The following is a 22403-nucleotide window of genomic DNA, read 5'->3' as shown; positions in this document are numbered from 1 at the left end:
TTGAAGGCGGAGCCGGATCGCATTGGACATCCCACGTCATCACCGGCCTTGTGCCGGTGATCTCGATCGGAAACGCTCGGGGCTCCACGGAATCGGGATGGCCGGGACAAGACCGGCCATAACGTGCAGAGTGTGTTGGTGAAAGGTCGGTGTGAAAGGCCTCAGGCCGCGACGCCGAGCTTCTTCTGCAGGCTCGTGGACGAGGTCGTGTACTGGAACAGGAGCTTCTTCTCCGGATACACGTAGCGGTGCACCTTCTGGGCCGCCAGGGCGCCCTCATGGAAGCCTGAGAGAATGAGCTTCAGCTTGCCCGGATAGGTGTTGATGTCGCCGATGGCGAAGATGCCGGGCACGTTGGTCTCGAACTTCTCCGTATCGACCGGGATCAGGTTCTCGTGCAGGTTCAGGCCCCAGTCGGCAATGGGGCCGAGCTTCATGGTGAGGCCGAAGAACGGCAGCATCACGTCGCAATCGACCGTGAACTCCGAGCCGTCGTCCTTGCGGATCACCGCGCCTTCCAGAACGGGCTCTTCGCCCTTGAGGGAGGTCACCTGGCCGAGATGCAGGTCCATCTCGCCGGACGCCACAAGGGAGCGCATCTTCTCCACCGTGTGCGGCGCAGCCCGGAAGGCGTCGCGGCGATGGAGCAGGGTCAGGCGCTTGGCGATGGGTTGCAGGTTCACGGTCCAGTCGAGGGCGGAATCGCCGCCGCCGACGATGAGGACCTTCTTGTTGCGGAACATCTCCATCTTGCGCACGGCGTAGTACACGCCGGTGCCCTCGTAGGCCTCGATGTTCTCGATCGGCGGCTTCTTGGGCTGGAACGATCCACCGCCGGCCGCGATGATGACGGCCTTGCAGGTGAAGGTGGTGCCGTTCTCGGAGGTCTTGACCCGGAACAGGGGCGCCTCGGGCGTGCCGATGGATTCCAGGCTCTCTACCATCTCGTTGAGGTGGAAGGTCGGATGAAACGGCTCGATCTGCGCCATCAGGTTGTCGACGAGCCCCTGGCCGGTCACCATCGGGAATCCCGGGATGTCGTAGATCGGCTTCTCCGGATAGAGCTCGGCGCACTGGCCGCCCACCTTGGGCAGGATGTCGATGAGGTGGCATTTGATGTCGAGGAGGCCCAGTTCGAACACGGCGAACAGGCCCACGGGCCCGGCACCGATGATGACGACGTCCGTTTCGATATGGTCGGTCATGAACAGGCTCCTTCGAGAGACCCTTTCGAAGCACGGTCTCTTCAGCTTTGGCAATGTGGCAGGGTGACGGTCAGGCCCCGGTCGGCGCGAGGGTGACCTCCAGGCCGTCGAGTTCGGGGGTCCAGAGGATCTGGCAGGAGAGGCGCGAATTGGGCTGCGTCATCACGGTGTCGAGCTGGTCCTCTTCCTCCTCGGTGGGGGGATAGAGCCTGCCGAGCCATTCCTCGGCGACGAAGACGTGGCAGGTCGCGCATTCGCAGGCACCGCCGCACAGGCCCTCGATCGGCAGGCCCCAATCCCGGATGATCTCCATCACCCGCCAGCCCTCGATGGCCTCGAGGGTGTGGCGCTGGCCGGCCCGGTCGGTCACATGGATGACGCCCATGAAGCGGGGATTCCTCTTGCGTACAGTCTGGGATGGGGCGCGGAAGGGGCTGCGCCGGATGGGCTGATATCGTCCTTTCGGCCCGCTCCGTCAACGGTTTAGGGCATCAAACCCCGAGGGTTTCCGCCCTCAGGGCCTTGTCCGCCATGAGCTCGGTCATGGAGCCCTGGAAGCGGATCTCGCCGCGCTCGATGACGCAGGCACGGTCGCTGATGCCGGCGGCGAAGGCCCAGTTCTGCTCGGACAGGAGGACCGCCACCCCCTCCGCCTTCATGGCCCGAATGGCCTCGGCCATCGTCTGGACGATAACCGGCGCGATGCCCTCGGAGGGCTCGTCGAGCAGGATCGCATCCGGGTTGCCCATGAGCGTTCGGGCGATGGACAGCATCTGCTGCTCGCCTCCGGACATCTGGTTGCCGCGCCGTCCCCGCATCTCGGCGAGATTGGGAAATAGGCGGAAAAGCCGCTCCGGTGTCCAGGGCGAGCGGCCGGCTCCGGCGAGGCGCCGTCCCGTCTCCAGGTTCTCCTCGACGGTGAGATCGGTGAAGATGCGCCGGTCCTCGGGCACATAGCCGAGCCCCAGGCGGGCGATCTTGTAGGTCGGCAGCCTGTCGAGGGAGTGCCCCTTGAAGGTGGCCTGCTTGGCCGATGCCGAGACCAGACCCATGACGGCTTTCAGGGTCGTGGTCTTGCCGGCGCCGTTGCGGCCGACGAGGGCCATGACTTCTCCCGCATGAAGGCGGAACGTCACGTCGAAGAGAACCTGGGCGCGGCCATATGAGGCGCAGAGGTTCCAGATCTCGAGCAGCGGCTTGCTCATGCGGGCCTCGTTCCCTTGGGAGCTTCAAGGGCATGCTCGTCCCCGAGATAGGCGCGCTTGACCTCTTCGTTCCGGCGGATCTCGTCGGGTGTTCCGGCCGCGATGATCCGGCCGCGCAGGAGCACGAGAACCCGTGCCGCGTGGCCGAAGACCACGTCCATGTCGTGCTCCGTGAAAAGAACGCCGATCCCTTGCGCGTCGGCAATGGACGCGGTGAGATCCATCAGCTCCGTCCGCTCGCGCGGCGCCATGCCGGCCGTGGGCTCGTCCATCAGGAGGAGCTTGGGCTCTCCGGCCAGCGCAATGGCGAGCTCCACCCGCTTCACGTCGCCGTAGGCCAGGGCGGAGCAGGGGATATCCGCGGCCTCGGCCATGCCCACCCGGGCGAGGAGCTGAACCGCTTTCTCGCGATGACGCTCCCGGGCCGGCGACCAGAGGCCGCCGCTTTGCCGCCGGCAGCTGATCAGGGCCATCTGGACATTTTCAGCAGCACTCATCGACAGGAAGGTCTGCGCCACCTGGAAGGTGCGTCCCACACCGCGACGGAATCGCTTCTGCGGCGAGGCATGGGTGATGTCGTGGCCATCGAGCAGAACCCGGCCGCGGTCCGGGCGCAGCTGGCCGCCGACCATGTTGAACACGGTGGACTTGCCCGCCCCATTGGGCCCGATGACGGCGAGCATCTCGCCGCGCCCGACGGTGAATTCCACGTCGCGGGCCGCCACCACGCCGCCAAAGGATTTCTGCAGGCCGTTCACGGCAAGAAGCGTCATTCACGCGTCTCCCACCAGTCCCGAACCGTGCCGACGAGGCCGCGCGGAAAGATCAGCACCATGGCGATGATGCTCAGGCCGAGCATCAGGCGCCAGAGCGACGTGAGCGGCATGATCCAGTCCCGCAGGGCGTGCAGGACGGCGGCCCCGACGAGCGGCCCCATGACGGTCTGGATGCCGCCGAGGAGCAGCATGGTGAGCGCATCGACGGAGGTCGAGATGCCGAGCAGGCTCGGATCCACCGAGCCGCGGGAGAAGGCATAGAGCCCGCCCGCGAGTCCGGCTGCGGCGCCGGCGATCATGAACGCGAGCCAGCGCTGTTGGCGGATCTTCAGGCCGATCGCCTCCGCGCGGGCTTCCGAGTCGCGGGCAGCCCGCAGGGCATAGCCGAAGGGCGCGTCGATGATCTGTTTCAGAATCAGCACGGCCACGACGGTCAGCGCGGCGGTCAGGAAATAATAGGACACCGGTCCGCCGGCCCAGCTCGCCGGCCAGACGCCGACGATGCCGTTGTCGCCGCCGGTCACTTCGACCCACTGGAAGGCGACAGCATAGAGGATCTGCGCGGCGGCAAGCGTCATCATGGCGAGATAGATGCCGGACAGACGGACCACGAAGGCGCCGATCAGCCCTGCGCCCAAAGCGGCCAGGGCGAGCCCGGCGGGGAGGGCGGCCTCCATCGACAGGCCGAACCACTTCACGGTGAGCGCCGCTCCGTAGGCGCCAAGACCGAAGAAGGCCGCGTGGCCGAAGCTCACGACGCCGCCAACGCCGATGAGGAGCTGCAGGCTGAAGGCGAAGAGCGCAAAGATCAGGATTTCGGTCGCAACCTTCAGCAGATAGGTATCGGCCAAGAGCGGAAGACAGGCGAGCCCTGCCACCACGGCGAGCAGAACGGTGCCGCCGCCAGGCAGGGGTTTGCGGCTGGCAATGCCCACCGCGTGGGACCCACCGATGACCTCGGTCCGGCCGAAGAAGCCGTAGGGCCGGATCGCCAGCACTACGGCCATGAGCAGGAACACCACGACGAGGGTGCTCTTCGGGAAGATCAGGATGCCAAAGGCCTGCAGCTGCCCGATGATGAGCGCGGCCAAAAACGCGCCGGGCACGCTGCCCATGCCGCCGACGACAGTGACGACGAAAGCCTCGGCGATGATCGACAGATCCATGCCAGCATGAGCCGAGACTCGCGGGATCTGAAGCGCGCCGCCCAGTCCGGCCAGGAAGGCGCCGAGGAACATCGTGCCGGTGAACAGCATCGCCTGGTTGACGCCGAGCGACGCCACCATGTCCCGATCCTGAGTGGCCGCCCGCACGAGTACGCCGAATCGCGTCCGGCGCAGGAGAAGCCAGACGAGCCCCAGAACAATAGGGCCGGCTGCGATCAGCACGAGCTCGTAGGACGGGAAGCGCCTGCCGAGAATCTCGACCGGCGCGCGCAAGCCCGGAGCGCGGGGTCCGAGAATGTCCTCGGGCCCGAAGATCTGTACCACGAGATCCTGAACCACCAGCACGACCCCGAAGGTGGCGAGCAGCTGGAAGAGTTCCGGTGCGCCGTAGATGCGGCGCAGGAGCAGGACCTCGACGATGACGCCGATGAGGCCGACGATCAGGGCCGATGCCAGGATGCCGGCCCAAAAGGTCACGGGGCCGAACGAGAGTTCGAGCAGGCGCGGTACCAGGGTGGCGGCCGTGTAGGCGCCGATCATGTAGAGCGAACCATGCGCGAAGTTCACGATACGCGTGACGCCGAACACGATGGTCAGGCCGCAGGCCGTAATGAAGAGCGATGAAGCGCTGGAAAGGCCGCTCAGGGCCTGGACGGCAAGAAAGGAGGGATCCAGCGCCAGCAATCCTCTAGTCCTTCCGCACCGCCTTCACCTCGGCCTCGGTCGGCATGAACGACGTGCCGTCCTTGTAGAACCAGTCCGTCATGCCGCCGGCGGCGCCCTTGAGCACGAGCTTGCCGACCCAGGCGCCCATGCTGGACTGGTTGTCGATGCCGCGCATGGTGACGGGCCCGATGACGGTGTCGAACTTGGCGTCCTCGAGCGCCTTGATCACGGCTTCGGTCTCGGTGGAGCCTGCACGCTCGATGGCATCGCGGATCATGTACACGACCATGTAGCCGAGGAGCGAGCCGAGGCGCGGCGTGTCGTTGTACTTGGCCCGGTAGGCATCGACGAAGGCCTTGTGCTTCGGCTCCGTGATCTGGTCCCAGGGATAGCCTGTCACGGTCCAGCCCTCCGGCACCTCGTCCTTCAGGGGCAGGAGCCATTCGGGCTCCCCGGTGAGGAGCGAGAGGACCGTCGCGCCCTCGAAGAGCCCGCGGGTGTTGCCTTCGCGAACGAACTGGGTGAGATCCGGGCCGAAGAGCACGTTGAAGATGCCGTCGGGCTTGGCCTGTTCGATCGCGGAGACGGTCGCGCCGGCCTCGATCTTGCCGAGCGCCGGATATTGTTCGACGACGATCTGCGCGCCGGGCACGCGCTCCTGGATGAGACGCTTGAACGCCTGCGCGGCCGACTGGCCATACTCGTAATTGGGCGCCACGATGGCCCAGCGCTTTGCTCCCGAGGCCTTCGCCTGATCGACCAGCATGCCCACCTGCATGGTGTTGTTGGGCCGGATGCGGAAGGTGTAGCGATTCCCCTGTGCCATCGTGATGGCATCGGTCAGGGGCTCGGCCGCGATATAGACGATCTTCTTCTGGTTGGCGTAATCGGCCATCGCGACGCCGACATTGGACAGGAACGACCCGAAGAGGAGAACCGCACCCTCACGGGTCACGAGTTCGTCGGCCACGCGGGTGGCGTCACCGGTCGTGGCGCCGTCCTCCCGGGAAACGATCTCGATCTTGCGGCCGAGAACGCCGCCCTTGCCGTTGATCTCGTCGAGCGCGAGTTGCCAGCCATTGCGGTAGGGAACCGTGAAGGCCGCTTGCCGGGCGTAGGAATTCAACTCGCCGATCTTGATCGGGGCCTGTTGCGCGTGGACCGCCGGTGCTCCGAGCGCGAGCACTGCGCCGAGGGCCAGCGAGCGAATCGCGGAAATCTTCACCATTGCGCGTTCCTTGCCATCGAGAGTCTGGGTGGATTTAGGGCCAATCCAGGTACGAAGAAAGCCCAAATTGCCAAGCTTCATGAATTCCTGCCTTGCTTGAGCCCGGGGGGCAATGACACATTCGCCGCCTTCGTTCCTTGAACACCGACAGGTCCCATGCTCCTCGACCGCGATCCTGCCCATGCTTTCATGCCTTACCCGACCGTTCCAGTCCCTCATGCCCCGAACGGTCCCCTGTCGGGCCTGACCTTCGCGGCAAAGGACCTGTTCGACGTGGCGGGCTATCCCACCAGTGCGGGATCCCCCCACATGCTGGCCATGTCTGGCATCAAGTCCCGGACCGCTCCCACGGTGCAGAAGCTCCTCGATTCGGGCGCCCGCCTCGTCGGCAAGACGATCACCGACGAACTGGCCTTTTCCATGAGCGGCAAGAACGCCCATTTCGGCACCCCGGTGAACGGCGGAGCGCCCGACCGCATTCCCGGCGGTTCGTCCTCGGGATCTGCGGCGGCCGTCTCGAACGGCTTGTGTGATTTTGCCCTCGGCACCGACACCGGAGGCTCGGTCCGGGCCCCGGCCAGCCATTGCGGCCTCTTCGGCATCCGGCCGACCCATGGGCGCGTGAGCCTCGAAGGCTGCCATGATCTGGCACCTTCCTTCGACACCTGCGGTTACTTCACCCGCGACGGTGCCACCTTCGTCAGGGTCGGCGAGGTCCTGCTCGGCCCTGACAGCCATCCCCTGCCGCAGAGCCCGCGGGTGCTCCTGGCCCAGGATGCGTTCGCTCTGCTCGACAATGACGTGCAGGAGGCGCTGGCGCCAGCCCTGCGCCGGGCGGAGGCCGTGCTGGGCACGCCGGAGCCGGTCGAGGTGGCGGCGGGAGGCTTCACGGCGCTCTACTGGACGATGCGCTACATCCAGAGCCGGGAAGCCTGGACCGTCGACGGTCCGATGATCGAGCGTTACAGGCCACCTCTCGGTCCGGGCGTAGCCGACCGGTTCGCGTTCTCGCAAGCGGTGACCGACGCCCAGGTGACGGAAGCCCAGGTGATCCGGGCGGCGTTCCGCAAACGGTTCGGTGCGCTTCTCGCCCAGGATGCCGTGCTGATTCTGCCGACCATGCCGGACGTCGCGCCGCTGCTCTCGGAGAGCGACGAGGCGCTGAACGACTATCGCAACAATGCCCTGAATCTGCTCTGCCTGTCGGTCCTGTCGGGGCTGCCCCAGGTTTCGATCCCGCTGGCCTCGCGCTCGGGTGCCCCGCTGGGGCTGTCGCTCATGGGGCCTGCCGGCTCGGACATGAGCCTCGTCGCCTTGGCGCAGCGAATTGCAGACAGCGCAACCGACTGATGGGACCCATCCCGCGCGGCCGGAGTTACCGGCAGGAGCGGGGAAGCACACACCGCCTCACAAGGGGGAAAATCATGACACATCCATCCGTTCATCCGGAAACGCCCCATGTGGCGGTCGCGAGCGCCTGCGTCCTGGGAGAGGGACCGGTCTGGGACCACCGCTCGAACACGCTCTTCTGGGTCGACATCAAGAACCCAGGCGTCTGGCGCTACCATCCCGAAACGAAGGAGCATTTCCGCGTCGACGCGCCCGAGCGGGTGGGCTTCATCGCGCTGACGCCCGATGAGGACGTGGTCATCGCCGGATTCAAGTCGGGCCTTGCCCGGTTCAACCTCAGGACCGGCGACGTGCAGCCCCTCGCGTCCCCCGACAGCGACAAGCCGAACAACCGCATCAATGACGGTCACGTTGGGCCGGACGGCGCCATCTATTTCGGCACCATGGACGACGAGGAGAAGGAGGGCTCCGGCGCCTTCTGGCGCTGGGACGGCAAGGAACTGACGCAGTTCCATTCCGGCATCATCGTCACCAACGGACCGGCCTTCAGCCCCGACGGGCAAAGGCTCTATGCGACCGATACCATCGACGGAACAGTTTATGTTCTGGACGCCCAGGGGGGGAAGATCGGCGCTCCGCAACCCTTCGTCCGCTTCGAGGAGGGATGGGCCCATCCGGACGGCATGGCGGTCGATGCGGCGGGCCATGTTTGGGTCTGCCACTGGGGCGCCTCGCGCGTCACGCGCTTCGCGCCGGACGGGTCGGTAGAGCGCATTGTGCCGGTTCCAACGGCCCAGGTGACGAAATGCGCTTTCGGTGGGCCGGATCTGACCACGCTCTACATCACCACGGCTGCCATCGGCCGCGATCCGCATATCGACGTGATGGCCGGTCATCTCTTCAAGGTCGAAACCGGTATCCGTGGCCTGCAGGCGCACATCTTCGAGGGGTAGAAATCATGACGATCGAACGTTTCGGCACCCTCAATGGTCAGGATGTCTTCCAGGTCTCCCTGGAGGGACCCGACGGCATGGCCATGCAGGTTCTCACATGGGGCGCCGTGGTGCGGGATCTGACGGTGCGCCTGGCCGGGGGCTCACAGCGCGTGGTGCTGGGTCTCAATTCCATCGAGGATTACGTCGCCCATTCTCCCTATTTCGGCGCCATCGTAGGGCGGTACGGCAACCGCATCGGGAAGGCGCAATTCACCTTGAACGGCGAGACCTGGCGACTCGATGCCAACGAAGGCGAGAACCAGCTTCACGGCGGCACGACCGGATTCGGCACGCGCCTGTGGACCATCCTCGACCACAGCGCGAGGAGCCTGACCCTAGGACTCGTCTCCGAGGATGGCGACATGGGCTATCCGGGCCGCCTTGTGGCGACCTGCATCTATACGATCCTGCCCGGATCGCGCCTTCGGATCGCCCTCGAGGCGACCAGCGACGAGCCCACGCCCGTCAACCTGACCACGCACGGCTATTTCAACCTGGACGGCAGCCCCGACATCTCCTCGCACGAACTGATGATCGCAGGGGATTTCATCACGCCCACTCGCTCCGATCTCATTCCGACGGGGGAAATCACGGCAGTTGCAGGAACCGACTATGATTTCACGGCACCGAGGCCGGTCCACGGGACTCAGCACACGCTCTACGACATCAACTATGTTCTGCGCGGATCCTATGGCGAGCTTCGGCATGCCGCGACCCTCGCCTCACGCCGGAACGGTCTCGCCATGGAATTGTGGACCACGGAGCCCGGCGTCCAGTTCTATGACGGCCATCTGATCGACATCCCGGTCAAAGGCCTGGGGGATGCCCAGTACGGGCGCCATGGCGGGCTCTGCCTTGAGCCGCAGCGTTTCCCCGACAGCCCCAATAAAGCCCATTTTCCATCGTCTATCCTGCCGCCCGGCCAGGTGTCACGGCAGGTGAGCGAACTCCGGTTTGCCGGCTGACCATGGGAACTTTGCTGTAACAGAATTGTTCTTCTTTGTAGGCGTTGCGTTTCCGGTCCGACACGAACCAAGAAGGGACAGTCCCTCATGCCGGTGCTCGATGCGAAAGCCCTGGAGATCGATCCGAAGGGAGCGGCTTTCCTGAAGAGCGTTCTGCGTCCTGTCCCGACGCCGCAGGCGCCGCCCAAAGAAGCGTCCCGCGTCGTCAAGATCCGCTTCTACGCCCTGAAACGGTCAAGGGAGCTCGCGACAGGGTCGGTGTGACGGGCCGCTGCAGGCCCGCCGGCCACGCTCACGCATCTCCGACCACGGCAGCCAATCCGCGCTTGGCGAGAAGGGCGTCTGCCGTGGGCAGGCGCCCGCGGAAGGCCTTATAGGCCTCGGCCGGGTCGCGAAGGTTGCCCGCGGAATAGATGAAGCGCTTCAGCTTGTCCGCCATGTCCCTGTTGAAGGCGTCGCCCGTCTCCTCGAAGGCGGTGAAGGCGTCCGCGTCCAGAACCTCCGACCAGAGATAGCTGTAATAGCCCGAGGAATAGCCGTCGCCGGAGAACACGTGCGTGAAGTGCGGCGTGCGATGGCGCATGATGATCTCGCGCGGCATGCCGATGGACTTCAGTGTCTCCGTCTCGAAGGCCGAGACGTCGAAATTGTTCAGATCCTGGCGCCGGTGCAGCGCGAGGTCGACGAAAGCCGAGGCCAGATACTCGACCGTGGCGAAGCCCTGGTTGAAATTGCGCGCGGCCATGAGGCGCTCGAGCAAATCCTCCGGCAGCGGTTCGCCGGTCCGATAATGAATGGCGTAACGACGAAGGATATCCGCCTGCGAGAGCCAGTGCTCGTAGAGCTGCGACGGCAGCTCCACGAAATCCGTCGAGACGGCCGTGCCCGCGAGCAGCGGGTAGGTCACGTTCGAGAGCAGGCCGTGCAGGCCATGGCCGAATTCGTGGAACAACGTGCGGGCATCGTCAAAGCTCAGGAGCGACGGCTCGCCTGCGGCGCCCTTGGCGAAGTTCATCACGTTGACGATGATCGGCCGGATGTCTCCGGTGAGCCTTTCCTGCGACCGGAAGGCGCTCATCCAGGCGCCGCTGCGCTTGGACGGGCGGGCAAAATAATCCCCGATGAAGGTGCCGATGTGATTGCCGTCCGCATCCACGACCTGCCAGGCGCGGATGTCCGGGTGATAGCGCGGGAAATCCTTCAGCTCCTCGAAGCTGAGGCCGAAGAGCCGCTGCGCCGTCTCGAAGGACGCCTCAATGATCCGGTCGAGCTGGAAGTACGGCTTGATGGTCGCCTCATCGAGGTTGTGACGGGCCATGCGGACCTGGTCCGCATAATAGCGCCAGTCCCATGGTTCAATGACGATATTGTCGCCGACCGCCTGTGCCTGCGACTGCAGATCGTCCCGTTCCTCCCTGGCGCGGGCGATCGCCGGCGTCCAGACGTCGTTCAGCAGCTTCTGCACGTTGTCGGGCGTCTTGGCCATCGTGTCGGCGAGCTTGAAGGCGGAGAACGTCTCATAGCCAAGAAGCTTTGCGCGCTCGGCCCGCAGGGCCGCCGTCTCGGCGATGATCGCCTTGTTGTCGGTCGCATCTCCGTTGTCGCCGCGGGACGCCCAGGCCTTGAAGGCCTGCTCGCGCAGGTCGCGCCGCTTGGAGAATTGCAGGAAGGGCTCAATGCTCGACCGGGAGAGGGTGATCACATGCTTGCCCTTCAGCCCGCGCTCCTCCGCAGCCTGCGCGGCCGCCTCGCGGAGAAAGGACGGCAGTCCGTCGAGATCGGCCTCGCCGTCGAGGACGAGTTGATAGGATTTCTCATCGGCTAGGACGTTCTGCGAGAACTGCGTGCCGAGGCTGGCGAGCCGCTCGGTAATGGCGGCGAGCCGCTTCTTGTCGTCTGGTCCGAGCTTCGCTCCGGCGCGCACGAAGATGGTGTGGTAGCGGTCAAGGACGCGAGCCTGCTCGTCTGAGAGTCCAAGACTGTCGCGCTTCTCGTAGAGCGCTGCCACGCGCCTGTAGAGCGCCTCGTTCATGAAGATGCTGTTGCGGTGCTTGGCGAGGACCGGCGCCATCTCGCGTTCCACCGCCTGAATTGCGTCGTTGGTATGCGAGCCGGCCAGATTGAAGAACACGCCGCCAACCTTCTTCAGCGCCTGCCCGCTCGTCTCCAGCACTTCGATGGTGTTGGCGAAGGTGGGCTCCTCCGCATGCCCGGCTATGGCGGCGATCTGCGCCTGCTGTTCGGCAAGCGCCGTCTCGAAGGCTGGCCTGTAATGGTCCGGCGCGATGCTCTCGAAGGGAGGAATGCCGAAGGGCGTGGTCCACTGCGTGAGAAGGGGATTGCCCGCGAGAGCCGCGTCTGAAGCCGTCATGATCGCTCCTGCCTCTGAATCAAGGGCCTAGTCTTAATCGCGTCATCCGTCTGCGGGAAGAGGGCCCGCGCCTGCCGGAGCCGCCGTGCCGACGAGATGCCGCCGGAGGAACGCCAAGGATCGCGCCGTCGCGTCGTCTTCCGCCGCGCCCCTGAAGCCGTGGCCCTGTCCGGGATAGACCTTGATCTCGTAAGGCACGTGCTGCTGGCGCAGGAGCGCCTCGACCGCGTAGGCGTTCGCCACCGGGACGATTGGATCGGCGGAGCCGTGCAGGACTAGGGTCGGCGGCAGCCTGGACGTCGTGGCGATCGCACCCTGCGGCAACGGTCCGAAGTAGTTCACCAGGGCCTTCACGCGCGAGTCTGTGCTCGCGGCCGCAAGCCCCAGCGCAGCTCCGAGCGAGATCCCGACGATGCCGATCCGGTGCGGGTCGACGCCTGGATGACCTGCCGCGAAGGCGAGCGCATCCTGAACCGTGCTCATCCAGGGCATGAAGTTCTGGAACAGGGTGCTGAACGAGGCCCTCCTTTCGCCGGTGCGATCGAGATAATGGACGAGATGAACCTGGTAGCCGGCGGCCGCGACGTCGCGCGCGCCCTCCCGGTATTGGCCATTATAGCTCAGGCCGTCTGCACCATGCAGCATGAGGACGGCTGGACGGGGGGCGGACACGTCCGTCTGGAACGTCTCGACGGCAATGGCCTTGCCGCCGCTCTTGAAACTGTTTCGCTGGGTGATGACGGGCATTGCGCTCGGCTTGCTCTGGAGGGCGTGGGCAGTCGGAGAGGCAGCCAGGGCTGCACCGATCAGGAGATTGCGTCGGGTAAGCGGCATGGGTATCGAGGGTCGGGGATCCGGCGGGGTCCCGACGAGATGGGGGCCGGATACCCGCGCTTGCAGATGGCAAAAGGTCCCAGCTTCGCGCCAGCTGTCGGGCCATATTGCTACGCTCAAGGATCGTTTGCCCATCGAGGGCGTTGTTTGCACGTCGGCGAGAGTGTCTCGCGACTCAGCAGAGATCCCTCGAATGCGTCCTGGCCCCAACACCACGCCCCCCACGGAGACGGAGATCGAACCTCCCGGTGTTCCAGGCCTCTCGGGCCTCATGACCTTGGCCGTCGGGGTCGTGGTGCTGGCCGCCCTCTACGTGGGACAGGATGTCTTCCTGCCTGTCGTGATGGCGATCCTGCTCGCCTTCGTGCTGGCGCCCTTCGTCGAGGTCCTACGCCGATGGCGCCTCGGCCGCGTGCCGTCCGTCATCATCGCGGTGCTCGTGGCCCTTGGAATCATCATCTCTCTCGGTACCGTCATCGGCTTCCAGCTGGCAGGTCTCGCCAGCGACCTGCCACGCTATCAGACCACGATCGAAACGAAGATCGGGTCCCTGCGCGAGGGAACGCTCGGGAAGCTGCCGAGCCTCCTGAAGGATTTCGGCCGCCGCTTCGATCGGGCCGTTGCGGAGCCGCCGCCCGGCCAGGCTCCCGCGTCACCGGCTCCTACGGCAGCGGCACCGGAGCCTCAGGAAACCGGCCCTCTTCCAGTCGAGGTCCATGAACCCGAGCCCACGCCGATGCAGATGGCTCGAGACGTGCTGCTTCCAGTGCTGGAACCGCTCGCCACCATGGGCATCGTTTTCGTGGTTCTCGTCTTCATCCTCATGCAGCGGGAGGATCTGCGCGACCGGATGATCCGCCTGTTCGGGGCGAGTGATCTCCATCGCACGACCGTGGCCATGGACGATGCGGCCCGCCGGCTCAGCCGGTACTTTTTGACCCAGCTCGCCCTGAACACCTCCTTCGGCGTCGTTGCGGCCCTCGGCCTGTGGGCGATCGGCGTGCCGAGCCCGGTCCTGTGGGGCGTTTTCGCGGCACTGATGCGCTTCGTGCCCTATATCGGCTCGTTCCTCGCGGCCCTGCCTCCGATCCTCCTGGCCGCCGCGGTCGATCCCGGCTGGTCCATGGCGCTCATGGCCTTGGCCCTGTTCCTGATCGGGGAACCCCTCATGGGCCATGTGATCGAACCCATCGTCTACGGGCAGAGCACAGGCCTCTCGCCCTTCTCGGTCGTGATCTCGGCGATCTTCTGGACGTGGCTCTGGGGCCCCGTGGGCCTCCTCATCGCTACGCCCCTGACCCTCTGCCTCGTGGTGCTGGGCCGGCATGTGGAGCGTCTGGAGTTCCTCGACGTCCTTTTGGGCGACAGGCCAGCCTTGACACCCGCGGAGAACCTGTACCAGCGCATGCTGGCGGGCGATCCGGATGAGGCTTTGGACTCGGCGGAGCTTCTGCTGAAGGAGCGCTCACTGACGTCCTATTACGACGAGGTCGCGCTGCGAGGGCTACAACTCGCCGCCAACGATGCGACCCGTGGCGTCCTCACCCAGCGCCAGCTCGATCAGGTCAAGGACGTGATCCGGGCCCTCGTGCAGGATCTCGCTCCCCACGACGATGTGGATCCTCATCCGCACGAGACCAAGGACGATCCGGTCGCGGCGCCCGCCAGCGAGAAGCCTGCCAACAAGGAGCCGGCGGTTGTGCCTCCGATCCCGCCTGAGGGCAACATCCCCGATGCCTGGCGAGCCGATGGCGCCATCCTGTGCGTTGCCGGCCGCGGGCCGCTCGATGAAGCGGCCTCCGAGATGCTCTCGCAACTCCTGAACAAGCATGGGCTCGGCACCCGTGTCATCCCGCATTCGGCCGTGTCGCGCCGGGAGATCTTCAATCTCGACATGACAAACGTGCAGATGGTTTGCATCAGCTATCTGGAGATCAGCGGCACGCCGGCCCATCTGCGCTATCTTCTGCGGCGTCTGAAGCAGAAGGCGAAAGCCCCGACCCTGGTCGGTCTCTGGCCGGCAGAGGATGCCGTGCTGAAAAGCGAGACGATGCGCGCCACGCTCGGCGCCAACTACTACGTCTCGTCTCTGAGGGATGCGGTGGTGCAATGCCTGAAGGCGGCGAGTGGCGAGGAAAAGGTCCTGGAACCGGCCAACACACCCGCCGTCGAAGAGACAACGGCAGCCAGGCGGCTGCCGTTGCCGGCATGAGCGCTCTCAGGCGGCCCGCTTGCGTGCCAGCCGCGCTTTGATGCTCGCAGGATCCGCGCGCGGCGTGGCCGCGAAGAGCGTCCTGGTGTAGTCGTGCTTCGGATCGGAGAACACCTCGTCGCGCGTGCCGTATTCGACGGCCTCGCCGAAATACATCACCATCACCTCGTCGGCGATGTAGCGGACCACCGAAAGGTCGTGGCTGATGAAGACGTAGGTGAGGTTGAACTCGTCCTGGAGATCGGCCAGCAGGTTCAGTACCTGAGCCTGGACCGAAAGGTCGAGCGCCGAAACCGGCTCGTCGAGAACGAGCAGGCTCGGATTGAGCATCAGGGCTCGGGCAATCGCGATGCGCTGGCGCTGACCGCCGGAGAACATATGCGGGTAGCGGTTGTAATGCTCTTCGCCGAGGCCGACCTTCTTCAGCATGGCCATGGCGCGATCGCGGCGCTCGTCCGCCGGAACGTTGCCGTGGATCACCAGTGGCGCGCCCAGCACATCGCCAATCTTCTGGCGTGGGTTGAGCGAGCCATAGGGGTTCTGGAACACGATCTGCACTTCGCGCCGAAGGTCCTTCGTGAGATCTCCCTTCGCAATATCGACCTTTTTCCCCTGAATGAAGAGATCGCCGGAGGTTGCCGGGTCGATCAGGGTGAGAATGCGCGCGAGCGTGGATTTCCCGCACCCGCTCTCGCCAACGATGGCAAGGGTTTTGCCCTTGTCCACCGTGAAGCTCACGCCCTTGACGGCGTGAACGGTCCTTCCTTTGGAGAAGAGGCCGCCGGCGACATGATAGTCCCGGACAATATTTCGAGCTTCGAGAACAACACTCATGATACGGCCGCTCCGGCGATCTCGCTTCCGTCCTTGAAATAATCGGCAATGGTCGGCAGGCGGTCGCCCGTCGCATTGTCGGGCAGCGCGGCCAGGAGGGCCTTCGTGTAGTTGCTGCGCGGGTTCTCGAACAGCGACAGCACGTCCGCCTCTTCCATCTTGCGGCCCTTGTACTGGACCACGACACGGTCGGCCGTCTCCGCGACCACACCCATGTTATGGGTGATCATGATCATGCCCATGCCGTGCTCGGCCTGAAGCTTCACGAGAAGGTCGAGGATCTGCTTCTGAATCGTGACGTCGAGCGCCGTGGTCGGCTCGTCGGCGATCAGCAGCTTCGGATTGCACGCGATCGCCATCGCGATCATCACACGCTGGCACTGGCCACCCGACATCTGATGCGGGAACGAGTTCAGCCGCTCGGCAGGATTGGGAATACCGACCGCAGTCAGCAACTCGATGGCCCGCGCGCGCCGCTGCGACCGTCCGAGACCGAGGTGGAAACGCAGGACCTCCTCGATCTGGAAGCCGACCGTATAACATGGATTGAGACTTGCGACCGGCTCCTGGAAGATCATCGCAATGTCCTTGCCGACGATCTTGCGGCGCTCGGAATCCGACATCCGCAGAAGATCGCGGCCGTTGAACGTCATCTTGTCGGCGGTCACCTTGGCCGTCCACGGCAGGAGACCCATGACGGCGAGCATCGACACGGATTTGCCCGAGCCGGATTCTCCGACGATGGCCAGAACCTCGCGCTCGTCGACCTTGAGCGAGACGCCGTCGACCGCCCGGAACATGCCGGCTGAGGTCTGGAACTCAACGACGAGGTTCTCGATTTCGAGAAGTGCCATGGTCAGGACCTCTTCAGTTTCGGATCGAGGGCGTCGCGAAGGCCGTCGCCCAGAAGATTGAAGGCAAGCACCGTGATCAGGATGGCCAGGCCAGGGAAGGTCACGACCCACCAGGCTCGGAGCACGAATTCGCGGGCATCCGCCAGCATGGTGCCCCATTCCGGAGACGGGGGCTGCGCGCCGAGGCCGAGGAACCCGAGCGCCGCTGCGTCCAGAATGGCGGTCGAGATTCCGAGCGACGCCTGCACGATCAGCGGAGCGGTGCAGTTCGGCAGCACCTCCTTGAACATCAGGCGCAACGTTCCCGCCCCGCTCACGCGGGCGGCCGTCACATAGTCCTTGGAGGTCTCGGTGATCACCGCTGCGCGGGCCAAGCGCACGTAATGCGGCAGGATCACAAGGGCTACCGCCAGCATGGCGTTCATCAGGCCCGGGCCCAGAACCGCCACGATCACGATGGCGAGCAGGAGGCTCGGCAGGGTAAGGACGATGTCCATCAGGCGCATGATGAAAATTTCGGTCAGGCCCCGGAAGAACCCGGCGACGAGGCCGAGCACGGTGCCCAACACGATGGAGATCGTCACCACCACGATGCCGATGAGAAGCGACAGCCGCGCGCCGTAGATCATGCGCGAGAGGATGTCCCGTCCGATCGGGTCCGTCCCGAGGGGATAGGCCAGCGAGCCACCCTCCTGCCAGAACGGAGGCTTCAGGGCGATGGAGGTGTCAGTGACATAGGGCGAGTGAGGCGCGAGCACGTCGGCGAGCAGCGCCACGAGCACGACCGCGACGATCACGACGAGGCCGGCAACGGCTCCATGATTGGCGCTGAAGTAGCTCCAGAACTCGCGGAGGGGGTGGGGAGGGGTGGCCGTGGGAGCGGCGACGGCCGGAGCTTCCATGGTTTCAGTGGTCATCGCGTATGCCTGATGCGAGGATTGATAAGCCCGTAGGCAAGATCGACGAGAAGATTCACGCTCATGACGACAACGCCCAGCAGAAGGGCACCGCCCTGCAGCACCGGATAATCGCGCCGGAAGATGGCATCGATGAGCCATTTGCCGACACCGGGCCAGGAAAAGATGGTTTCGGTCAGGATGGCGCCGGTGAACAGCACGCCTACCTGCAGGCCGATCACCGTCACGACCGGGATCAGGGCGTTGCGCAGGGCATGCAGAGCCACGATCCGGAGCCGCGGGAGGCCCTTGGCCTTGGCGGTGCGGATGTAGTCCTCACCGAGCACTTCCAGCATGGCCGAGCGGGTCATGCGGGCGATCACCGCCAGGGGCACGGTGCCGAGAACGATGGTGGGCAGGATCAGGTGGTTCACCGCCGACCAGAAGGCCTCCGGCTCATCGGACAGCAGCGTGTCGATCAGCAGGAAGCCCGTGATCGGCTCGATGTAATAGAGGACGTCGATCCGGCCCGAGACGGGTGTCAGATCGAACTGCACCGAGAACACGAGGATGAGGATGAGGCCCCACCAGAAGATCGGCATGGAGTAGCCGGTCAGCGATATGCCCATCACGCCGTGATCGAAGATAGAATTTCGTCGGATGGCCGCAATGATGCCTGCCGGAAGACCGAACACGAGAGCGAAGATGATGGCGCAGAGCGCCAGTTCGACCGTCGCCGGGAACAGCGACGAAAACTCGTTGATGACGGGCTCCTGCGTGATCATCGACTTGCCGAGATCGCCCTGCAGAACGCGCGTGAGGTAGATCCCATACTGAACGATGATCGGCTTGTCGAAGCCGTATTCCTTACGGAGCTGTTCGTGGCGGGCGGGGTCGATGCCGCGCTCGCCGGCGAGTGTTTCGATTGGATCGCCCGGCACCAGGCGGATCAGGAAGAAGGCCAGCAGCGTGATCCCGATGAAGGTCGGAATGATCAGGCTGACGCGGGTCAAAATGAATCTGAGCATCGTCTGAACATAAAAAGGCGGAGCGGCTCGAAAAGCCGCTCCGCCATAGGGTTGAAGGGATTAGCTTACTTGCCCTTGAGGTCCACGCCGTAGAAGGTGTGGCGGCCAAACGGCGAGAGCTTGAAATCCACGACTTCCTTGCGGACCGGCTTCAGCTGAACGGCGTGAGCGATCGTGAACCACGGAGCCTGCTCCTTGAAGACCTTCTGAGCTTCTTCATAGAGCTTGGTGCGCTCGGCCTGGTTCGTCACGACCTTCGCCTTCGTGACGAGATCGTCGAACGGCTTGTAGCACCACTTGGCGATGTTCGAACCCGAAGCGCTCTGCGCCGAGGCGCAGCCGAGCAGGGTGTGCAGGAAGTTGTCCGGATCACCGTTGTCGCCGGTCCAGCCGAGCTGAGCCATCTGATGCTCGCCGGCCTGGGCCCGCTTGCGGTACTCGCCCCATTCGAAGCTCTTGATCTCAGCCTTCACGCCGATCTTGGCGAGGTCGGCCTGCATGAGCTCGGCGATGCGGCGCGCATTCGGATTGTAGGGGCGCTGAACCGGCATGGCCCAGAGGTCGGTCTCGAGACCGTTGGGGTATCCGGCCTCGGCCAGGAGCTTCTTGGCCGCTTCAGGGTTGTACTCGTCGTCCTTGATCGACTTGTTGTACGACCACATGGAGGGCGGGATCGGGTTCGTGGCGGGAACGCCCGAGCCGAGGAACACGGCGTCGACGATCGCCTTCTTGTTCATGGCCATATTGAAGGCCTTGCGGACACGAACGTCGTCGAAGGGCTTCTTCGTGGTCTGGTAAGCGAGGTAGCCGATGTTGAGGCCAGCCTGCTCCATGACCGTGACGTTCGGATCCTTCTTCATGGCCTCGAGGTCAGCCGGGTTCGGATACGGCATGACGTGGCATTCGCCCTTCTGGAGCTTCGCCCAGCGGACGGAGGCATCCGGGGTGATGGCGAACACGAGATCGTCGAGCTTCGCCTTGCCGCCCCAATATTCTGGGAAGGCCTTGAAGCGGACGATGGCGTCCTTCTGGTACTGAACCAGATAGAACGGGCCCGAGCCGATCGGCTCTTGGTCGATCTTCTCCGGAGTGCCGGCCTTCATCATGGCATCGGCGTATTCCTTCGACTGGACGCCGGCCCACTGCATGGCCAGGTTCGACAGGAAGGGGGCCTCGGGCCGGTTGAGCGTGATGCGGACGGTGTAGTCGTCCACCTTCTCCACCGACTTCAGCAGCGACGGCATGCCCATGTCGGTGAAGTAGGAATGGTTCGGGCTCGTCACCTTGAAGTAAGGATTGTCTTCCTTCCACTGACGCTCGATCATGAACACGATGTCGTCGGCGTTCAGGTTGCGGGTCGGCTTGAAGTTCTTGTTGGAGTGGAACTTGGCGTTCTTGCGCAGGTGGAAGGTGTAGACCGTGCCGTCAGCCGAAATGTCCCACTTCTCGGCGAGGCCCGGGACCACCTGGGTGCCGCCGCGCTCGAAATCCACGATGTTGTCGTAGATGTGCTCGTTCACGTCGAAGGACGTACCGGTAGTGTTGATGCCGGGATAGAAGTTTTCCGGGCTGCCCTCGGAGCAGTAGACGAGGGTTTTGGCGGCCAGCGGAGCGGCGGCCAGGAAGGCCGGAACGCAGATGGCTGCGAAAAGGGCTGATTTTTTCATTACCTAGTCCTCTGAGACGGCTCTACTCGTGGCCGTTCTGTGACGGAGTTAAGGTGCGAAGCCCCGATAATGTCAATCTGTCCATGCAACAATGGATAACTTTTAAAGAAAATTAACCATTTTCGATCTCGAAGGCAGCCAAAATCGGGGGCGAAGCGTCAACTTTCCGCGATTTCGGGCCGTTTTCGGCCAAATTTGCTCAAGAGCGACTGTGCACAACCCGCCCCGGATGCCTCTCTCAGGCGGAGAGGCTTTGATCCTGCCCGCGGCGGGCCGCTTCGGTTACCTTGATTGCCAAGTCGGCGCGGCTGAAGGGCTTGTGGAGCATCAGATAGCTCTCCGGGAGCCGTTTGGGATCAGCATACCCGGTCACGAGCAGGATCCCCAGATTGGGCCGAATTTCGCGAGCCTGATCTGCCAAGTCGGTTCCCGTCATGCCGGGCATTGCAAAATCAGCGATGAGGAGGTCGAGGTGATTGTCCGCCTTCAGGATGTCGAGGGCCGATGATCCGTCCGCAGCTTCAACAACCCTATGTCCCATTTCGGTCAAATAGGCAGCGGTCACGGTTCTCACTTCCGCATCGTCATCGACGAGCAGGATGCGCACCCTAGGGGAGTCCGCCGCAACGGCTTCTTTGACTTGGCCCCCCTTCTCAGGCTCGACGACCGCCCGGGACAGGTATAGCTCGACCGTCGTCCCTTCTCCGACCTTGCTTCGGATCGTGACCGTGCCGCCGGATTGCTGGGCCAGCCCATAGACCATCGGGAGGCCGAGACCTGTTCCTTTGCCGACCTCCTTGGTGGTGAAGAACGGCTCGAGCACCCTGGTCAGCACCTCCGGCGGAATGCCGCTGCCGGTGTCCGTGACGGAGATCACCACGTACTCACCTCCGCTCAATTCGGGGATCCGTCCCTCGTCCATCGTCTCGTTGCGGGTCGAGAGCGTGAGAATCCCATTCTCGGCCATGGCATCACGAGCATTGATGCACAGGTTGAGAATCGCGAGTTCGAGCTGATCCGGATCGACCGTGGCCGCCCAGAGACCATCGTGAAGACGCCGCTCGATCCGGATGACGCCGCCGAGCGTTCGCGTCAGAAGGTCATCCATGCCGGTGATGACCTGGTTCACGTCCACGGTCTGCAGCCGCAGGTCGCGCTGGCGGCTGAAGCTGAGCAGCCGCTGGGTCAGGGAGGCGCCGCGTTCCGCCGCATAGGTGGCGTTCTGCAGCAGCCGGGTCAACCGGGGGTCGTCGGGTGCACGGCGCGAGGCGAGATCCAGACTTCCGAGGACGGCCATCAGGAGGTTGTTGAAATCGTGTGCGACGCCGCCGGCAAGCGTGCCCAGGGCCTGCATCTTGTCCGCCTGCCGCAGACGCATCTCCATCAGCTTACGCTCGGTGACGTCGCGCTCGATGGTGGCGAGATTGGTAACACTTCCCGCCTCGTTGAGGATCGGGATGTGATTGATCAGGAACCATTGCGTCGTACCGTCGGGAGCAATCCGCTCCTCGAACACTTCATCGGGAGCTCGTGCCGCGATCGCTCGCCGCTCCGCCTCCTCGATCATCGTGGCTCGCTCCGGTGCCACGTAGTCCCGCTCCTTACGCCCCAGGCAATCCTCCGAATGGCAGCCGAGGCTTCGTGCCTTGCTGGCGTTGAGGCGGACAAAACGCCCGTCCAGATCTTTGAACGAGATGAGGTCGCCCGTGCTTTCCATCAGCCCGCGCAGGAGTGCGCGCTCCGTATCGAGCTTACGGGCCAGCACGCGCCGCTGGTAGGCCGCAGCGACCATGTTCGAGAGGGCGGCTGGATCCCAGGGCTTTGGAACATAGGCCATGATCCGGCCTTTGTTCACCGCACCGATGACCGCTTTGAGATCCGCATAGCCGGTGAGAAGGATCGCATCGGCATCGGTCTCATGGCGGGCCTTGGCAAGGAACTCGTCACCCTGCATCTCGGGCATGCGCTGATCCGAGATGATGATGGCGATGTCGGGCTCGTGACGGATGATGTCGAGCGCTTGGACCGGCGATGAGGCCGTCAGAACCCGATAGTCGTTCTCGAATAGATCTTCGAGCGCGATCAGGATGTCCGGCTCGTCGTCGACGACCAGGATCGTACCATTGGTTGCAGTCATCTCGCTCGACAAGG

At 64.3% G+C, this 22403-nt stretch carries 19 protein-coding genes; 5 read left to right on the top strand and 14 right to left on the bottom strand.

All coding sequences use genetic code 11. The features are described from left to right. Positions 1-161: 161 nt before the first annotated feature. The 6 genes from HPT29_RS23850 to HPT29_RS23825 form a co-directional block, all read right to left on the bottom strand. Complete coding sequence (locus HPT29_RS23850; RefSeq protein WP_173949454.1) at positions 162-1205, bottom strand: NAD(P)/FAD-dependent oxidoreductase; 1044 nt, start codon at positions 1203-1205, stop codon at positions 162-164. A 70-nt stretch (positions 1206-1275) separates the two neighbouring features. Beyond that, positions 1276-1590, bottom strand: a complete 315-nt coding sequence (locus tag HPT29_RS23845; protein WP_173949453.1) for a 2Fe-2S iron-sulfur cluster-binding protein — start codon at positions 1588-1590, stop codon at positions 1276-1278. A 106-nt stretch (positions 1591-1696) separates the two neighbouring features. Next, positions 1697-2410, bottom strand: a complete 714-nt coding sequence (locus HPT29_RS23840) for an ABC transporter ATP-binding protein (RefSeq protein WP_173949452.1) — start codon at positions 2408-2410, stop codon at positions 1697-1699. After that, the gene (locus tag HPT29_RS23835) at positions 2407-3183 is read right to left on the bottom strand and encodes an ABC transporter ATP-binding protein (RefSeq protein WP_173949451.1); all 777 of its coding nucleotides are present in this window, start codon (positions 3181-3183) and stop codon (positions 2407-2409) included. Before HPT29_RS23835 ends, HPT29_RS23840 begins: the two co-directional genes overlap by 4 nt. After that, on the bottom strand, positions 3180-5036 hold the full coding sequence (locus HPT29_RS23830) for an ABC transporter permease (RefSeq protein WP_247654745.1): 1857 nt from the start codon (positions 5034-5036) through the stop codon (positions 3180-3182). Before HPT29_RS23830 ends, HPT29_RS23835 begins: the two co-directional genes overlap by 4 nt. A 4-nt stretch (positions 5037-5040) precedes the next feature. Further along, entirely contained in the window at positions 5041-6246 is a 1206-nt protein-coding gene (locus HPT29_RS23825; protein ID WP_173949450.1) for an ABC transporter substrate-binding protein, read from the bottom strand. A 156-nt stretch (positions 6247-6402) separates the two neighbouring features. Here HPT29_RS23825 and HPT29_RS23820 point away from each other — a divergent pair, with 156 nt between their 5' ends. From HPT29_RS23820 to HPT29_RS23805, 4 genes are all read left to right on the top strand, one after another. Then, positions 6403-7596, top strand: coding sequence for an amidase (locus HPT29_RS23820; protein ID WP_173949449.1), 1194 nt, complete (start codon positions 6403-6405; stop codon positions 7594-7596). 74 nt (positions 7597-7670) lie between these two features. Further along, positions 7671-8549: an SMP-30/gluconolactonase/LRE family protein gene (locus HPT29_RS23815; RefSeq protein ID WP_173949448.1), complete on the top strand. Its 879-nt coding sequence runs from the start codon at positions 7671-7673 to the stop codon at positions 8547-8549. 5 nt (positions 8550-8554) lie between these two features. Beyond that, positions 8555-9556, top strand: a complete 1002-nt coding sequence (locus tag HPT29_RS23810; RefSeq protein WP_173949447.1) for an aldose epimerase family protein — start codon at positions 8555-8557, stop codon at positions 9554-9556. A gap of 87 nt (positions 9557-9643) precedes the next feature. Beyond that, positions 9644-9820, top strand: coding sequence for a hypothetical protein (locus HPT29_RS23805; protein WP_173949446.1), 177 nt, complete (start codon positions 9644-9646; stop codon positions 9818-9820). 28 nt (positions 9821-9848) lie between these two features. Here the strand turns inward: HPT29_RS23805 and HPT29_RS23800 are convergent, their stop codons facing one another. Both HPT29_RS23800 and HPT29_RS23795 read right to left on the bottom strand, forming a co-directional pair. Continuing rightward, positions 9849-11927 carry a M3 family metallopeptidase gene (locus HPT29_RS23800; RefSeq protein ID WP_173949445.1) on the bottom strand — a complete coding sequence of 693 codons (2079 nt, stop codon included), beginning with the start codon at positions 11925-11927 and terminating at the stop codon, positions 9849-9851. Between the two features lie 42 nt (positions 11928-11969). Continuing rightward, positions 11970-12761, bottom strand: coding sequence for a dienelactone hydrolase family protein (locus HPT29_RS23795; RefSeq protein ID WP_247654744.1), 792 nt, complete (start codon positions 12759-12761; stop codon positions 11970-11972). Between the two features lie 193 nt (positions 12762-12954). On the opposite strand from HPT29_RS23795, the gene HPT29_RS23790 reads away from it, so the two are divergent. Then, on the top strand, positions 12955-14973 hold the full coding sequence (locus tag HPT29_RS23790) for an AI-2E family transporter (protein WP_173949444.1): 2019 nt from the start codon (positions 12955-12957) through the stop codon (positions 14971-14973). A 6-nt stretch (positions 14974-14979) separates the two neighbouring features. Here HPT29_RS23790 and HPT29_RS23785 read toward each other — a convergent pair whose 3' ends face one another. The 6 genes from HPT29_RS23785 to HPT29_RS23760 all read right to left on the bottom strand — a co-directional run bounded on the left by HPT29_RS23785 (position 14980) and on the right by HPT29_RS23760 (position 22389). Next, a complete protein-coding gene (locus tag HPT29_RS23785; RefSeq protein WP_173949443.1) occupies positions 14980-15807 on the bottom strand; it encodes an ABC transporter ATP-binding protein in 828 nt (275 codons plus the stop codon). Beyond that, positions 15804-16661, bottom strand: coding sequence for an ABC transporter ATP-binding protein (locus tag HPT29_RS23780; protein WP_173949442.1), 858 nt, complete (start codon positions 16659-16661; stop codon positions 15804-15806). The genes HPT29_RS23785 and HPT29_RS23780 overlap by 4 nt, the downstream gene beginning before the upstream one ends. Before the next feature lie 2 nt (positions 16662-16663). Then, a complete protein-coding gene (locus tag HPT29_RS23775; protein WP_173949441.1) occupies positions 16664-17578 on the bottom strand; it encodes an ABC transporter permease subunit in 915 nt (304 codons plus the stop codon). After that, positions 17575-18585, bottom strand: coding sequence for an ABC transporter permease subunit (locus HPT29_RS23770; RefSeq protein ID WP_173949440.1), 1011 nt, complete (start codon positions 18583-18585; stop codon positions 17575-17577). Before HPT29_RS23770 ends, HPT29_RS23775 begins: the two co-directional genes overlap by 4 nt. Before the next feature lie 65 nt (positions 18586-18650). Next, the gene (locus tag HPT29_RS23765; protein ID WP_173949439.1) at positions 18651-20252 is read right to left on the bottom strand and encodes an ABC transporter substrate-binding protein; all 1602 of its coding nucleotides are present in this window, start codon (positions 20250-20252) and stop codon (positions 18651-18653) included. 238 nt (positions 20253-20490) lie between these two features. Further along, a complete protein-coding gene (locus HPT29_RS23760) occupies positions 20491-22389 on the bottom strand; it encodes a response regulator (RefSeq protein WP_259060324.1) in 1899 nt (632 codons plus the stop codon). Positions 22390-22403 lie beyond the last annotated feature (14 nt).

It is taken from the genome of Microvirga terrae (genome assembly GCF_013307435.2).
Taxonomy (GTDB): Bacteria; Pseudomonadota; Alphaproteobacteria; order Rhizobiales; family Beijerinckiaceae; genus Microvirga; species Microvirga terrae.
The sequence above is the reverse complement of the archived record's forward strand: the minus strand, read 5'-3'. Positions and strand labels throughout refer to the sequence as shown.